12 protein-coding genes and 1 tRNA gene are annotated in these 14252 nt (G+C 68.4%); 4 read left to right on the forward strand and 9 right to left on the reverse strand.

The window, feature by feature from the left end:
* Positions 1–4: 4 nt before the first annotated feature.
* The gene (yoaA, locus tag AC1RTA_RS02495) at positions 5–1957 is read right to left on the reverse strand and encodes a DNA repair helicase YoaA (RefSeq protein WP_130458284.1); all 1953 of its coding nucleotides are present in this window, start codon (positions 1955–1957) and stop codon (positions 5–7) included.
* A gap of 201 nt (positions 1958–2158) precedes the next feature.
* On the opposite strand from yoaA, the gene AC1RTA_RS02500 reads away from it, so the two are divergent.
* The 3 genes from AC1RTA_RS02500 (at position 2159) to AC1RTA_RS02510 (ending at position 6547) form a co-directional block, all read left to right on the forward strand.
* Positions 2159–5038, forward strand: a complete 2880-nt coding sequence (locus AC1RTA_RS02500) for a bifunctional diguanylate cyclase/phosphodiesterase (RefSeq protein WP_492783873.1) — start codon at positions 2159–2161, stop codon at positions 5036–5038.
* A 221-nt stretch (positions 5039–5259) separates the two neighbouring features.
* Positions 5260–6162 (forward strand): recombination-associated protein RdgC, encoded by a 903-nt coding sequence (locus AC1RTA_RS02505; protein ID WP_492783874.1) that lies wholly within the window; start codon positions 5260–5262, stop codon positions 6160–6162.
* A gap of 61 nt (positions 6163–6223) precedes the next feature.
* Positions 6224–6547 carry an integration host factor subunit beta gene (locus AC1RTA_RS02510; protein ID WP_014237206.1) on the forward strand — a complete coding sequence of 108 codons (324 nt, stop codon included), beginning with the start codon at positions 6224–6226 and terminating at the stop codon, positions 6545–6547.
* A 110-nt stretch (positions 6548–6657) separates the two neighbouring features.
* On the opposite strand, the gene AC1RTA_RS02515 is transcribed toward AC1RTA_RS02510, so the two are convergent.
* Entirely contained in the window at positions 6658–7350 is a 693-nt protein-coding gene (locus tag AC1RTA_RS02515) for a Bax inhibitor-1/YccA family protein (RefSeq protein ID WP_152089416.1), read from the reverse strand.
* A gap of 213 nt (positions 7351–7563) precedes the next feature.
* On the opposite strand from AC1RTA_RS02515, the gene AC1RTA_RS02520 reads away from it, so the two are divergent.
* Positions 7564–7651: transfer RNA gene (locus AC1RTA_RS02520), tRNA-Ser, on the forward strand.
* 188 nt (positions 7652–7839) lie between these two features.
* On the opposite strand, the gene AC1RTA_RS02525 is transcribed toward AC1RTA_RS02520, so the two are convergent.
* The 7 genes from AC1RTA_RS02525 to queD form a co-directional block, all read right to left on the reverse strand.
* Positions 7840–8406, reverse strand: a complete 567-nt coding sequence (locus tag AC1RTA_RS02525; protein ID WP_492783875.1) for a DUF4189 domain-containing protein — start codon at positions 8404–8406, stop codon at positions 7840–7842.
* 203 nt (positions 8407–8609) lie between these two features.
* Positions 8610–9467, reverse strand: a complete 858-nt coding sequence (locus tag AC1RTA_RS02530) for a DUF2894 domain-containing protein (protein ID WP_492783876.1) — start codon at positions 9465–9467, stop codon at positions 8610–8612.
* The gene (locus AC1RTA_RS02535; protein ID WP_014237202.1) at positions 9460–10104 is read right to left on the reverse strand and encodes an OmpA family protein; all 645 of its coding nucleotides are present in this window, start codon (positions 10102–10104) and stop codon (positions 9460–9462) included. Before AC1RTA_RS02535 ends, AC1RTA_RS02530 begins: the two co-directional genes overlap by 8 nt.
* Positions 10104–12194: a hypothetical protein gene (locus AC1RTA_RS02540; RefSeq protein WP_492783877.1), complete on the reverse strand. Its 2091-nt coding sequence runs from the start codon at positions 12192–12194 to the stop codon at positions 10104–10106. The genes AC1RTA_RS02535 and AC1RTA_RS02540 overlap by 1 nt, the downstream gene beginning before the upstream one ends.
* Complete coding sequence (locus AC1RTA_RS02545) at positions 12191–12952, reverse strand: DUF3348 domain-containing protein (RefSeq protein WP_492783878.1); 762 nt, start codon at positions 12950–12952, stop codon at positions 12191–12193. The genes AC1RTA_RS02540 and AC1RTA_RS02545 overlap by 4 nt, the downstream gene beginning before the upstream one ends.
* Positions 12953–13055: 103 nt before the next feature.
* A complete protein-coding gene (locus AC1RTA_RS02550; RefSeq protein WP_492783879.1) occupies positions 13056–13724 on the reverse strand; it encodes an alpha/beta hydrolase in 669 nt (222 codons plus the stop codon).
* A 35-nt stretch (positions 13725–13759) separates the two neighbouring features.
* A complete protein-coding gene (queD, locus tag AC1RTA_RS02555) occupies positions 13760–14206 on the reverse strand; it encodes a 6-carboxytetrahydropterin synthase QueD (RefSeq protein WP_014237198.1) in 447 nt (148 codons plus the stop codon).
* Between the last annotated feature and the right edge of the window lie 46 nt (positions 14207–14252).

A 14252-nucleotide genomic window follows, 5' to 3' on the forward strand; every position in this document is an offset into this window, starting at 1 on the left:
GGGGTCAATTGGGCTGGAGGGCGGCATAGAAATCCAGGACTTCGATCAAATCCCGGGTCCGCTTCATGGGCGGCAGGCTGCGCCAGACGCGCTTGCCGTAGGGTTTGGTGATGAGCCGGGGGTCGCAGATCATCAGCACGCCCCGGTCCGTCTCGTCGCGGATGAGGCGGCCGGCGCCCTGCTTGACGTTGATCACGGCCCGGGGCAGCTGGTATTCCATGAAGGCGCTGCGGCCTTCCTTTTCCATCTGTTCCACCCGGGCTTTGAGCACCGGGTCGTCCGGCGGGGCGAAGGGCAGCTTGTCGATGACCACCAGGGAAAGGGCCTCGCCGCGCACGTCCACGCCCTCCCAGAAGCTCTGGCTGCCCACCAGGACGGCGTTGCCGAGGCGGCGGAAGCGTTCCAGCAGCTCGGTCTTGCTGCCTTCGCCCTGGAGCAGCAGGGGCATTTCCAGGCCCTCGTCCTCCAGCTTGGCGGCCAGCAGTTCGTGGGTGCGGCGCATGGCCCTGAGCGAGGTGCACAGGAAGAAGGCGCCGCCGCCGCAGGCCTTGAGGGCGGGCCAGGCGGCCTCCACCACGGCTTCGGTGAAGCCGGGCAGGTTGGGATCGGGAATGTCCCGGGGGGCGTAGAGCACGGCCTGCTGGCCGTAGTCGAAGGGGCTTTCCCAGCGGGCCGATTCGGCGTCCCACAGGCCCAGTTCGTTGCAGTAGTGGGAGAAGTCGGCCTGCACCGCCAGGGTGGCGGAGGTGAAGATCCAGGCCCGGGGATGGCCGTCCAGCTGCTTGCGGAAGAGGCGGGCCACATCCAGGGGGGTGGCGTTGAGCTGCAGGGAATGGTTGAAGGCCTCGCCCCAGCGCACCACCCCGGGCTGCTCCTGGCGCCATTGGACGAGGCGCTGCAGCAGTTCGCCATTGCGCCGCCAGCAGTTCTCCAGGCCCTCGCTGCGCTCAGCCTGGTTTTCCAGGATGGCGTTGAGCAGCTCCAGTTCCTTTTCCAGGTTGGCAAGGCCGTCGAGGAACTGGGCGTTGCCCTCGAGCTGGCCCCAGGCGTAGCGGGCCGGCTCCACGGCGACGGTGAGGCGCAGGTCCTTGGCGGCCTTGTCCACGATGCGGGTGGCCTCCTGCAGGTCGAGGCAGTCCCGGGCGCTGGCCAGGCCCTCGCTGCGGGCGTCCCGGGCCAGGTCCAGGACCTGGGAGGTGGAGAAGCTGTCGCCGAAGAAGAGGCTGGCGGTTTCCGGCAACTGGTGCGCTTCGTCGAAGATCACCGCGTTGCAGGCCGGCAGCAGTTCGGCCATGCCTTCGTCCTTGAGCATGACGTCGGCGAAGAAGAGGTGGTGGTTCACCACCACCACGTCCGCCGAAAGGGCTTCCTTGCGCGCCTGCAGGACGAAGCATTCCTTGTGGTGGGGGCACTCCTGGCCCAGGCAGTTCTCCCGGGTGGAGGTGGCCATGATCCAGGCCGTGGCGTTTTCCGGCACGTCCAGGCACTCGGCCTTGTCGCCGCTGCGGGTTTCCTTGGCGAAGCGGGCGATCTTCTGGATGTAGGCCACGTCCTCCCGGTTCTGGAAGCGGCCGTCGAGCAGGGAGCGGTCCAGGTGGTAGGGGCAGACGTAGTTGGCCCGGCCCTTGAGCAGGGCCACCTTGACCGGGGCCTTGAGGGCGGCGCGGACGGTGGGGATGTCCTTGTTGAAGAGCTGGTCCTGCAGGGTCTTGGTGCCGGTGGAGACGATCACCTTGCCGCCGGAAAGCAGGGCCGGCACCAGATAGGCGTAGGTTTTGCCGGTGCCGGTACCGGCCTCGGCCACCAGCATGCGGTTGTCGGCGATGGCGGCGGCGATCTTCTCGGCCATCTCCACCTGCTGGCTGCGGGTGCGGTAGCCGGGGATGTTGGCGGACAGGGGGCCGCCCGGCTCGAAAACGGCAGCGGTATCAGCGACGAGATGGGGAGAGGCGAGCATGGAGGCGGGACCGAAACAGGGTGCCAATGCTACCAGAAAGCCGGCCCGCCGCCTGCGCCGGCCGCAGGGCCGCACCCGGCGCCGGCCTTGCTCCCCGGGCTGCCGGGCAAAGCGCCGGAGGCCGGCGCCGTCCAGGTTCCCCCACGACTGCCGCATATAACTATAGTAATATTCGCGCTCGAAATTCCGCCGCCGTTCCCCGTGTCTCTGGTCATCAACGAAAAATCCCTCCCCCGCCTGCAGCTCATCGGCATGCTGACCCTGGTCCTGGTGTTCACCCTGGGCCTGGGCATCCACTTCACCCTGCAGCACGAACGGGATTTCGAGGCCAGCCTGGCGGCCCTGGAGGCGGAAACCCTGGCCCAGCAGCAATCCCTGCTGGAGGCCGAGGTGGATTCCAAGCGCAACTACCTGGAGTTCGTCCGCTCCCGTACCGAATCGGTGCTCAAGACCAGCCTCAAGGTCCAGGTGGACCAGGCCCTGCGCCTGGCCGAGGCCATCTATGCCCAGGAAAAGGGCAGGCGCCCGGAAAAGGAAATCCGCCGCCTGGTGGTGGAGGCCCTGCGCCCCTTGCGCTTCTTCGACGGCCGGGGCTATTTCTTCATCGACGACCTGGCCGGCAACTGCGTCCTGCTGCCCACGGCCCCGGGCCGGGAAGGCAGCTCCCTGCTCGACAACCGGGACGACAGCGGCCACTACATCATGCGCGGCCTGATCGAGGCGGGCACCCGGGGCGACGGCTATTCCCGCTACCGCTGGTACGCCCCCGGCAACGAGAAGGAAATGGCCGACAAGATCGCCTACGTGCGCCGCTTCGAGCCCTTCGGCTGGCTCATCGGTGCCGGCGACTACCTGTACCAGATGGAGGCGGACCTGCAGCGGGAGGCCCTGGAGCGCCTGCGTTCGGTGCGCTTCGCCCACGACGGCTACCTGGCGGTGCTGCACGAGAACGGCAATATCCTCATCACCCCCGCCAACCCGGGCATCGAAGGGCGCCGCCTGGACAGCCTGGGGGGCAGCGACGAACAGCGCACCATCGCCCGCATTCTCGACCTGGCGCGGCAGGGCGGCGGCCCCATCCGCTACGACTGGATCAATCCGGCCACCGGCAAACTGTCGCCCAAGCTCTCCGTGGTGCGGCCGGTGGAATCCTGGGGCTGGGTGCTGATCGCCGGGGTCTACCTGGACGACCTGCAGGAAGACCTGGCGCGCCGCCGCAGCTCCCTGGAATCGGGGGTGCGCCAGCACATCAGCACCACGGCCCTGGTGCTGGCCGTCGCCGCCGGCGCCACCCTGCTCTTCTCCTTCTTCTTCTCCGGCTGGCTGGCCCGCCTCTTCCGCCAGTACCGGGAAGACCTGGACAGCCGCAATGCCCAATTGCTGGAGAACGCCCGGGAACTGAAGCTGGCGGCCCAGGTGTTCGAGAGCGGCAACGAGGGCATGGTCATCACCGACGGCGACAACCGCATCATCACCGTGAACCAGGCCTTCACCCGCATCACCGGCTACCGGCCGGAAGAGGTGGTGGGGCAGAACCCGGCCATCTTCTCCTCCGGCCGCCACGACGCCGACTTCTACCGGCAGATGTGGCACCAGCTGCGGGACACCGGCGCCTGGTCCGGCGAGATCTGGAACCGGCGCAAGGACGGCTCCCTCTACCCGGAGTGGCTCAACATCAGCAGCGTGCGGGACGAGGGCGGCCAGGCCAGCCACTACATCGCCGCCTTCTCCGACATCACCGAGCGCAAGGCGGCCGAGGCCCAGGTGCGCCACCTGGCGGAGTACGACGCCCTCACCAACCTGCCCAACCGGGTGCTGCTGCAGGACCGTCTGGGCCAGGCCATCGCCGCCGCGCGGCGGGCCGGCAGCTGCCTGGCCCTGCTCTTCCTCGACCTGGACCGCTTCAAGAACATCAACGACTCCCTCGGCCACACCGTCGGCGACCAGGTGCTGTGCCAGGTGGGCGAGCGGCTGCTGACGTCGGTGCGGGCCAGCGACACGGTGAGCCGCCTGGGCGGCGACGAATTCGTGCTGCTGCTGCCCCTGCTGGAAAGCCCGGCCCAGGCCGCCAGCGTGGCGGAAAAGCTGCTGCACACCCTGGCCACGCCCCTGGCCATCGACGACTACGAGCTGGCGGTGACGCCCAGCATCGGCATCGCCGTCTTCCCCGAGGACGGCGAGGACGGCGACACCCTGCTGAAGAACGCCGACGCCGCCATGTACGTGGCCAAGGAAAGCGGCCGCAACAACTACCAGTACTTCACCGCGGCCATGAACGCCCGGGTGTCCCAGCGGCTGCTGCTGGAAAACAACCTGCGCCAGGCCCTGGCGCGCCAGGAGCTGGCCCTGCACTACCAGCCCCAGTACGACCTGCACAGCGGCACCCTGGTGGGCTGCGAGGCCCTGCTGCGCTGGCGGCAGCCGGAGCAGGGCCTGATCCCGCCGGACCGCTTCATCCCGGTGGCGGAGGAGACGGGCCTGATCCTGCCCATCGGCCAGTGGGTGCTGCGGGAAGCCTGCCGCCAGGCCCAGGCCTGGCAGGACGCGGGCCTGCCGCCCCTGGTGGTGGCGGTGAACATTTCCGCTGTGCAGTTCCGCCAGGCCAACCTGGCCGCCCTGGTGCAGGAAGCCCTGGCCGCCAGCGGCCTGTCGCCCTGCTGGCTGGAACTGGAACTGACCGAATCCATGCTCATGGAAGACGGCGAGCGCCACACCCAGACCCTGGCCCAGCTCAAGGCCATGGGCATCCGCCTGGCCCTAGACGACTTCGGCACCGGCTATTCCAGCCTGGCCTACCTGAAGCGCTTCTCCCTGGACAAGCTGAAGATCGACCGCTCCTTCATCCGCGACCTGCCCCAGGATGCGGAGGACGCCGCCATCACCACCGCCATCATCGGCATGGCCCGGGACCTGGGCCTGGAAACCCTGGCCGAAGGGGTGGAGACGGAACAGCAATGGTCCTTCCTCGCCGAGCGGGGCTGCGCCCAGATGCAGGGTTTCCTCCGGGCCCGGCCCATGCCGGCGGACGAGATCACCGCCCTCCTGGGCCGCCACGGCAGCGCCACGCCCGCGAACGGCTGAGGACCCCGCAGCGGCACCTGCCCCGGGAGGCAGGCAGGACGGACCTGGGCACCGCCCCATGCCGAACAAGCCCGTCCCTGCTGGGTTTCAGGCAGGTCGTTGGTGGCGCGCCGCTTTCCGCGACGTCCCGCCATGGACGAAATCAAAGCCCCAAGCCGGGGCGTTTGTGAGCGGATTGCGCGTAGAATGGCGGGTCCATTTTCAGACCCATCCCATTGCCCATGTGGTTCAAGAACCTGCAAATCTACCGTCTGCCCGCAGGCTGGAAACCCAGCCCCGAAGCCCTGGAAACCCAGCTGGGCCGCAACCGTTTCAACCCCTGCGGTCCCATGGACCCGCAAACCAAGGGCTGGCTGCCCCCCACCGACGAGCCCGCCCTGGCCCACGCCCAGGGCCCCTATATGCTGCTCTCCCTGGCCGTTGAACACAAGCTCCTGCCCTCCTCCGTGGTCAACCAGACCGCCCAGGAACGGGCCGAGGAACTGGCCGTGCAGCAGGGCTATCCGGTGGGCCGCAAACAGCTCAAGGAACTGCGCGAACGGGTGCGCGACGAACTGATGCCCCGGGCCTTCACCCGCCGCCGCCGCACCAGCGTCTGGATCGACACCGCCGGCGGCTGGCTGGTGGTGGACGCCAGCAACGCCTCCAAGGCCGAGGAAGTGCTGGAGATGCTGGGCAAGTCCCTTGACGAATTCCCCCTCACCCGCCTCAACACCGCCATGTCCCCGGTGGCGGCCATGACCGACTGGCTGGCCGGCGGCGACGCCCCCGGCGCCTTCACCATCGACCGGGACTGCGAACTGAAATCCCCGGTGGAGGAAAAGGCCGCCGTGCGCTACGTGCGCCACACCCTGGAAGGGGATGACGTGCGCCAGCACATCGCCGCCGGCAAGCTGCCCACCCGCCTGGCCCTGACCTGGAACGACCGCATTTCCCTGATCCTCACCGAGAAGCTGGAAGTGAAGCGGGTCGCCTTCCTCGACGTGGTCAAGGAAGAGGCGGAAAAGCAGGCCGAGAACGCCGCCGAGCAGTTCGAGGCCGACCTGGCCCTGATGAGCGGCGAATTCTCCCGCCTGCTGCCGGCCATCGTGGAGGCCCTGGGCGGCGAGCAGCCCCTGCAATAAGTCATTGAATTCAACGGCCCCCTTGAAAAGGAGGGGGCCTGTCGGGTTAGAATCGCCCCCTATGACCAAATCCGAACTCGTTGCCGATCTGACGGGCAAGCTTCCCCATCTGACCACCCGGGATGTGGACTTTGCCGTCAATCTGATGCTCGACGCCATTGCCGAAGCGCTGACCCGGGGCGACCGGGTGGAAATCCGCGGTTTCGGCAGTTTCTCCCTCAACTACCGTCCGGCCCGCCAGGGCCGCAATCCCAAGACCGGTGAACAGGTGGAAGTCCCGGCCAAGCACGTGCCCCACTTCAAGGCCGGCAAGGAACTGCGGGAACGGGTCCAGGAAGCCGCCGAAGCGGCCGCCCGGGACCAGCGCCTGCGCCAGGCCGCCTGAACGCCGCAGCACCCCGCCACACCGATCCACACACCCATAACACTCGAGACAGACCATAAAAAAAGGGGCGGCCCACGGGCCGCCCCTTTTGCATGCTGCTAGCGCAACGTTCAGTCGCGCTCGCCGGTGAAGGCCATCAGCAGGTTCAGCAGGCTGACGAAGACGTTGTAGATGTCCAGGTACACCGACAGGGTGGCGACGATGTAGTTGGTCTCGCCGCCGGTGACGATGCGGCTGATGTCGTAGAGGATGTAGGCGGAGAAGAGCATCACCGCGGCGGCGGAGATGGTCAGGGCCAGGGCCGGGATCTGGAAGAAGATGTTGGCCACGGCCGCCAGCAGGATCACCACCATGCCGATGAAGAGGAACTTGCCCATGAAGGAAAAGTCCTTCTTCGTCACGGTGGCCACGGTGGCCAGGGTGAAGAAGATGGCACCGGTGCCGCCGGCCGCCATGGCGATCAGGGAACCGCCGTTGGAGAAGCCCAGGGCCACCTGCAGGATGCGGGACAGCATCAGGCCCATGAAGAAGGTGAAGCCCAGCAGCAGGACCACGCCCATGCCGCTGTTCTTGGTACGCTCGATGCCCCACATGAAGCCGAAGGCGATGCCGAGGAACAGCAGGAAGGAAATCATCGGGCTGCCGGCGAAGAAGGAGAAGCCCATCTGCACGCCGACCATGGCCCCGATGACGGTGGGGATCATGGAGAGGGCCAGCAACAGGTAAGTGTTGCGCAGCACCTTGTTCTGGGTGGCAAGGCCGGCCTGGGTGCCGGCACCGGTCATTTGATACTGGGGAAGCATGGAGTCCTCCAAAAGAACGAGTTGGTTTTTGTTAACGGCTAAGACTAACCGGGCCCCGGCAAAGTTGCAAACCTGGGAGCCCCCCTTACACACCGTTACAGAAAGGCATTCCGGGCGGTCACGCCGGCGCCGCCAAAAGGGCCGCCGGCCTGTGCTATGATGGCGCCCCACATCGCCCTCCGGCCCGCTGTCCTGCAGGCTCCCGGCGACTGCGGAGGCTTGGGTGAGTGGTTTAAACCAGCAGTCTTGAAAACTGCCGATGGGCAACCATCCGTGAGTTCGAATCTCACAGCCTCCGCCACTTTTTCCTCCCCCTGCCGTCACGATCCAGCAGCCCGCGCAAAAAGGGCTCGGACGACGTCATTGCATCAATCAAGCAGCAACATCCCGCCAGACGCTCTACCGACCAAGCCGACCCCAAATCTGCCCCAAATCTGCCCCAAATTTTCCCTGCCACCCCGTACACCGTGAAGGCGGGAATGACCTGACTCAGGGCGCGGAACGGACTGCCTGCAGGCCGGCGATGGCGCCGCTCCAGACGACGCTGCAGCGCCGCTCCGACGCCTCTTCGCAATGGCGAACCGCCTGGCGCTGGGCCTCGTTGAGGTCGGCGAAACCGAAGGTGAGGAAGGAACGCCGGTCGCCGGCGTGATCCGGCTCGGAGCGGGCCAGGACATAGAAGCCGGCCTGGGTCACGGCCAGCGTCACCTGGCAGTTGGCGGCGCCGCAGTTGGCCAGGGCCCGCCTGCGGGCGTCCGGCAGGCCGGCGCTGCTGCGGGAGAAGGCAGCCTGCACCTGGTTCTCCGCCCGCACCACGGCCTTGGTGGTATCCAGCACGCAATCGCGACGGGGGGCCTGGCGGTTGCACAACTCCAGGGCCGCCAGATTGGCTTCCAGTTGGCTGTCGCGGGTGGCCCAGCCGCTGGCCCAGCCGCTGGCCCAGCCACTGGCCTCGCCGCTGCCGACCGCATAGGCCGAGGCGCCGGCCAGGGCCCCGGGGGAAGCCAGAAGAATCATCATCGCCGGCACCAGCCGGGCCGCCACGCTGCCTGTCACTGCCCATCTCCCAAGAGAAATCCGCACCGCTGCCAGCTTACCCCTGCCAGCTTACCCGTTTCCCCCAACTCGGAACCAGCAGCCGACCCGTACGCACCTGCGCCGGGGCAAAAAGGTGCAATGCGGAGCGCGCCAGTCCTAGCGAAAAAACCGTCGCCACGTATCCGTTCCCGGCCACAGGGCGACTGCCCGGCGGGTCCGGGCTAGTCGCTGCTGCCGGAACGGGTGCCCTTCCTGCCGGCGGGGGCGGCGGTCTCGTTGCGCCGTTTGACGGCGCCGCTGAGATCGTCCATCTGTTCCAGCCAGAGCAGGGTGTCCGCATAGGACATGAAGCGCTGCAGATAGTCCGGTGACACCTCCTGCATCAGTTGCAGGGCCCGCAGCACCAGCAGGTGGGAATTGAGGGGACCGGCGTTTTCCGGCGCCTGGGCCAGGGCCTGGGCCAGCTGCTGCTCGGCGCTGAGGCGGGACCAGGTGCTGCGGAAATAGCGCAGGGACTTGAGTTCCCGGGCCGGGGAGACCGTGCCGGAAGGGGCCTCGCCGGTGCCGGTCGCCACGGCCGGTGCGGCGACAGGAGTTGCCGGCGTCCCATCGGGAGCCGCAGGCGGCGGTTCCGCCGCGCCTCCCTGCCCTGCCCCATCCCCCAGGCCGGCCATGTACGCCAGCAGGCCGGCCAGGGGGCCCGGCCCGGCGCAGGCATCCAGGGCCCCAATGCGGCGGGTAAGGCCGGCCAGGTCGCCGGCGGCGAACAGGGCCTGCAACTCGTCGGCTGCCTGAGGATGCCGCGCCGCGGCCTGAGCCAGGGCCTCGGCGGCGGACTGGCGGGCGGCGGCAAGGCGCCGGCCGTAGGCGTCCATGGCTGCCTGCAGCCGGGAGGCCAGCCCTTCGGCAACGCCCCCCCGGTACGTCCGGCTGCGGCGGGCCAGGGCTTCCAGGTAACGCAGGCCGACCGGGTCGAAGCCGGCGGCGCCCTGCTGCCGCAAGTATTCCAGGGCCGCGTCGCCGGCCGTGGGCGGCAACGGCACTGTGCCGGCCGGCGCGCCCGGGGCGGCCTCAGTCATGGGGCTTGCTGCCGCCATTGGTGGTCCTGGGCACCGGCGCCATTTCGACGCGCCGGTTGCGGGCCCGGTTCTTGGCGTCCACATTGGGCGCCACCGGCTGCTCGGAGCCGAAGGCGGCGGCGAAAACGGCGGACGAGGGCACGCCTTCGTCAATCAGGGCCCGGGTCACGGTCAGGGCGCGCTGGGCCGACAGCTCCCAGTTGTCGTCAAACTGGCGGTTGCTGCCCTTGACCGGCATGTCGTCGGTGAAGCCGCTGACCATGAGCATCTCTTCCCTCGCCCCCAGGTAGGCGGCCAGGGGCGCGGCCAGGCTTTTCAGCACCTGCCGCCCCTCGGGCTGCAGCTGGTCGGAGTTGAGGGAGAACAGCACGCTGCCGCTGATGCCGATGCGCCCGTTGTTGAGGGTCACCCGGCCCGAGGCCAGGGGAATGGCCAGGGCCTTTTCCAGGGCCATGCGCCGCTGTTCCTCGACCTGGCGCTTTTTCACCTCGGCCTCCAGGGTGCTGACCAGCTCCAGCTGGACGCCCAGCACCCCCACCAGGATCAGCACGAAGGCGCCCAGCAGACCGGCCATGAGATCGCCGAAAACGGCCCACACGGGGGCCGTCTGTTCGACGCTGGCGTCCACCTCCTCCATCAGCCCACCTCGCCGGCAACGGCGGCCGGCCGGGCGGAGAGGCCCTGCAGGTCATCGACGATGCGCTTCTGGGACATGATGCTGAGGTCGATGATTTCCCGGGCCTGGGCCACGTAGTAGGCCAGCTGCTCGTCGCTGCGGGCCATGCTCTTGTCGAGGGAGCCTTCGAGGCGCTGCAGGTTGGCCACCAGCTTGTCGTTGTATTCGGCGAAGCACTGCACGGCATGGCCGAAGGCCTCGCCGAGGCTGGCCACTTCCACGGCGCTGGTGGTCATCTGGGAGGCCACGTCGATCATCCGGGCCGACTCGCCCCCCACCTTGTCGGTGAATTCGGCGCCGACCCGCTCCAGCATGGCGGCGGAGGAGGAAACCAGGGCGTCGATGGCGCTGCGCTGTTCCACCGAGGCGTGATTGATGGCGTCGAGCAGGCCGTTGAGGGTTTCCATGAGACGGCGGCGCTCTTCCAGCAGTTCGTTGTCCCGCACCATGCTGCCGGAGAGTTGCTGGCGCAGTTCGCCGATGACCTCGGCGGCCACCCGGGGCGCCTCGGCGGCGGTCTGCATGAGCCGGGCGATTTCGTTGATGGTGTCGCTGGCGTGGGCCTGGGCGTTTTCGCCGATCTGCCGGGCGGTCTGCTCCAGGGTGGCGCAGATCTGCTGCTGCTGGGCCAGGGTCCGGGCCCCCGCTTGCTGCCACTCGCCCTGGAGGGAGGCGGCCATGGCCTGCAGGGACTGGGCCAGGGCCTGCTGCCGCTGGGCATCCTGGGCCGCCAGGTCGGCCTGCAGGCTGCGCAGTTCGCCGATCACCTGGGTCACCACCCGGGGCGTCTCCGCCGCGGCCTGCATCAGCCGGGCCACTTCGTCGATGGTGCGGCGGGCGTGCTCTTCCGCATTGGCGTTGAGGCTTTGGGCGCTGGCCTCCAGGGTCCGGCAGATCTGCTGCTGCTGTTCCAGGCTGCGTTCGCCCGCCTGACGCCATTCCTGCTGCAGGCTGGCGGCCATGCCTTCCAGGGACTGCTGCAGCGCCGCCTGGCGCTGGGCTTCCCGGGTCGCCAGATCGGCCTGCAGGCTGGCGTTGTCCTCACGGACACCGGACAGCAGGGTCGCCGTCCCCTGCTCGAAGGCTGCTGCTAGGGCGGCCACCTGGGAGGTGACGCCGGCGGCCACCCGCTCGTGCAGGGAGGTGGTTTCCCGGGCGATGCCGGCCATGGTGGCTTCCACCACCGGCTGGATGGCGGCGCCGGCGGCCCGGGCGCTGTCGCTGAGGCTGGCCTTGAGGGAGGCATCGACGGACTGGGCCAGGTTGCCATAGACCTCCCGCACGTCCCGGTGGAAGGCTTCCTGGCTGGCGGCCAGACGCTGGTGCAGTTCCAGGCTGTGGCGCTCCATCTGGGCCATCATGGCCTGCAGCTTGTCGGCCACCTCGGGCAGGGACTGGGACTGGGCCTGCAGGGCCTTGAAGGTTTCCTGGCGCTGATGCACCAGGGAAAAGCCGCGCAGGCTGGTGGCGATGCGGCTGTCCAGCCCCTGGGCGGTGAGCAGGCGCTGGCGCCGGCACAGGGAGGAGATGAGGCCCAGCATGGCGGAGGCGGCAACGCCGGCGACGGAGGTGCCGAAGGCCAGGCCCAGGCCCTTCACCGGCGCCGCCAGGGAGGCGCGGATGGTCTGCAGGTCGGTGGTGCTCTCCAGGGCCAGGACGGCGCCGTTGAGGGTCACCACCATGCCGAGGAAGGTGCCGAGCATGCCGAGCATGACCAGGAGGCCCACCAGATAGGGCGTCACCGTGGGGCCGGGCAGGCCGGGCCGCTCCCCCTCGATGCGCAGGCGCACGGCGCTCTGCAGGGAGGGATGGACCTGCACCAGCCAGTCCGCCAGGTGTTCCAGGTTTTCGGGAATGCGCTCCAGGGCCCGGGCCAGGCTCTCCGTGGCCTGGTGGAAGCGCAGCAGTTCCAGGGCGCCGGCGCAGTACACCACGCCGATGATCAGGGTCATGCTGAATGCCAGGGGATGGGAGGCCATATAGCCCACACCCACCCAGCAGACGGCGATCAGTCCCACCGCAAAGGCGGCCAAGCAGAAATTTCGGTTCATTGCGACTTGCTTACCTCATTGCCAAAAGCCTCCACCAGTCCCAGGACCGGTTGCAGGCGAATCTCCAGTTCCGCCAGCAGCACGCTCTGCAGATCCTTGCAGAACACCGCCAGCCAGCCTCCCGGCTGCATCCAGCGCGCCACCCCGTCGGCCTGGGAGGAAGCCTCCAGGGCCGAGGCGTAGGCGTCGCGCAATTGTTCGAAGCGTTTTTCCAGCAACAGGGGCACGTTGAGGAACAGGTTGCGCTCCCGTTCCGCCAGGGCCTTTTCCAGGACCCCGTCCAGGCCCGCCAGCTGGCGCAGGGACGGGGAGCCGCCTTTGAGCGCCTCCCGCACCTGGGCCCGCAGCTGCACCAGGGCCGCCTCCATCTCCCGCTGCTGGGCCAGGTAGTAACGCCGGTAAGGCAGGTACTTGCCGCCGCTTTCCAGGGTGGCACCGGCTTCCGGCACGGGCAGCTTGATGCGGGCCTTGCCGCCGCCCTCCTGGGTGATGGCATCGCGCAGGGCCGCCTGGACCCGGGCCACCAGGGCAGCCACCGCGTCCGCCGCCCCCGCCGCCGTCCCCCCCGGTCCCTGGCGCAGGGAAGGATGGAGGGCGCCGGAAAGGGCGATGGCGTGGTTGAGGTCCAGCCACTGCCCCAGCCGTTCGGCGAAGGACGGCTTGCCACGGCTCTCCGCCCTGGCATCGCCCCGCTCCCCGGCGTTGAAATCGGCGAGCAGGCGCACGAGCCGTGAACTGTTGAAATTGGTACGCGACAAATACGTCTTCACTACGGCGATGGGTTGTACCAACGGATTGCCGGAAGCGGTGCCCGCCGGGGGCCCGGCCCTTCCTCGATCCACCAAGTTGCCGGCGGCGCCCCTAGGCCGCCAGGCGCCGGGCAAGCCAGGCGCCGATGTCCGCCACCTCTTCCAGGCAGACGGAATGTTCCATGGGATAGAGGCGCCATTCCGGCGCCAGACCCCATTGTTCCAGCCAGTCCCGGGCCTGCAGGCCCAGGGCCGGCGCCACCACGCCGTCGTCGCTGCCGTGGGCGGCGAACACCGGCAGTTCCCGGTTGGCCGGGCTCAGCTCCCGGCGCACCAGTTCCGGCGCCGGCAGGTAGGTGGACAGGGCGATCAGTCCGCCCAGGGGCTCGGCCTGGGTCAGGGCCGTGGTGTAGGCCACGGCGCCGCCCTGGGAAAAGCCGGCAAGGAAAATGCGCCGGCTGGGAATGCCCGCCGCCACCTGTTCGCCGATCAGCTGCCGCACCGTTTCCCGGGAGCGCTGGAGGCTGGCCTCATCCACCTCCCGGCTGCCCGGGGCCAGGGACAGGATGTCGTACCAGGCGCGCATCTCGTAACCACCGTTGCAGGTGACGGGCATGTAGGGCGCGTGGGGAAAGATGAAGCGGCCGGGCAGTTCGGGCGGCAGCCCCAGTTCGGGGATGACGGGCACGAAATCGCTGCCGTCGGCACCCAGGCCGTGCAGCCAGATGAGGGCGAAGGTCGGCGCGGAACCGGTATCGATCTGGATCGGGGCGTCGTTCACGGGCACACGGAGGGAAAGAAAACGGGGACGCCGGGTCAGTCCCGGCGCACCGCGTCGGCCCAGCAGTTGGGCGTTTCGTAGAGGCGCACCTGCTGCAGGCGCAGATGGTTGCCGTAGCTGTCCTGATAGACAGCATCGAGAATGCGGAAAGCCGTTTCCGACAGGTTTTCCGCCGTGGGAATGCAGTCCAGCACCACGGTCTTGTGGTCCGGCAGGGTCTGCAGGAATTCCACCACCGCCTTGTCCCCGGCATAGACCAGGAAGGCGTGGTCCCACACATCCACCACATGGGCCTTGGCCAGGGCCTTGACGTCGGAGAAGTCCATCACCATGCCGTTGGCCGGATCGCCGTCCTTGCTGATGATGTCGCCGGCCAGGGTGATTTCCAGGACGTAGCGGTGCCCGTGCAGATGGCGGCACTGGCTGCGGTGATCGGGAATGCGATGGCCGGCATCGAATTCCAGGCGGCGGGTGATTAGCATGCTGGGGAGGTGTTTTTGTAAGCCGCTGATTATATCATTGGCCACC

This window comes from Azospira sp. MPR-E4 (assembly GCF_058809645.1).

Coding starts and splice junctions, on each gene's coding strand:
- AC1RTA_RS02535 (WP_014237202.1), bottom strand. CDS start 10,104: ATGGAGGAGGTGGACGCCAGCGTCGAACAGACGGCCCCCGTGTGGGCC.
- AC1RTA_RS02515 (WP_152089416.1), bottom strand. CDS start 7,350: ATGCTTCCCCAGTATCAAATGACCGGTGCCGGCACCCAGGCCGGCCTT.
- queD (WP_014237198.1), bottom strand. CDS start 14,206: ATGCTAATCACCCGCCGCCTGGAATTCGATGCCGGCCATCGCATTCCC.
- AC1RTA_RS02505 (WP_492783874.1), top strand. CDS start 5,260: ATGTGGTTCAAGAACCTGCAAATCTACCGTCTGCCCGCAGGCTGGAAA.
- AC1RTA_RS02510 (WP_014237206.1), top strand. CDS start 6,224: ATGACCAAATCCGAACTCGTTGCCGATCTGACGGGCAAGCTTCCCCAT.
- AC1RTA_RS02530 (WP_492783876.1), bottom strand. CDS start 9,467: ATGACTGAGGCCGCCCCGGGCGCGCCGGCCGGCACAGTGCCGTTGCCG.
- AC1RTA_RS02540 (WP_492783877.1), bottom strand. CDS start 12,194: ATGAACCGAAATTTCTGCTTGGCCGCCTTTGCGGTGGGACTGATCGCC.
- yoaA (WP_130458284.1), bottom strand. CDS start 1,957: ATGCTCGCCTCTCCCCATCTCGTCGCTGATACCGCTGCCGTTTTCGAG.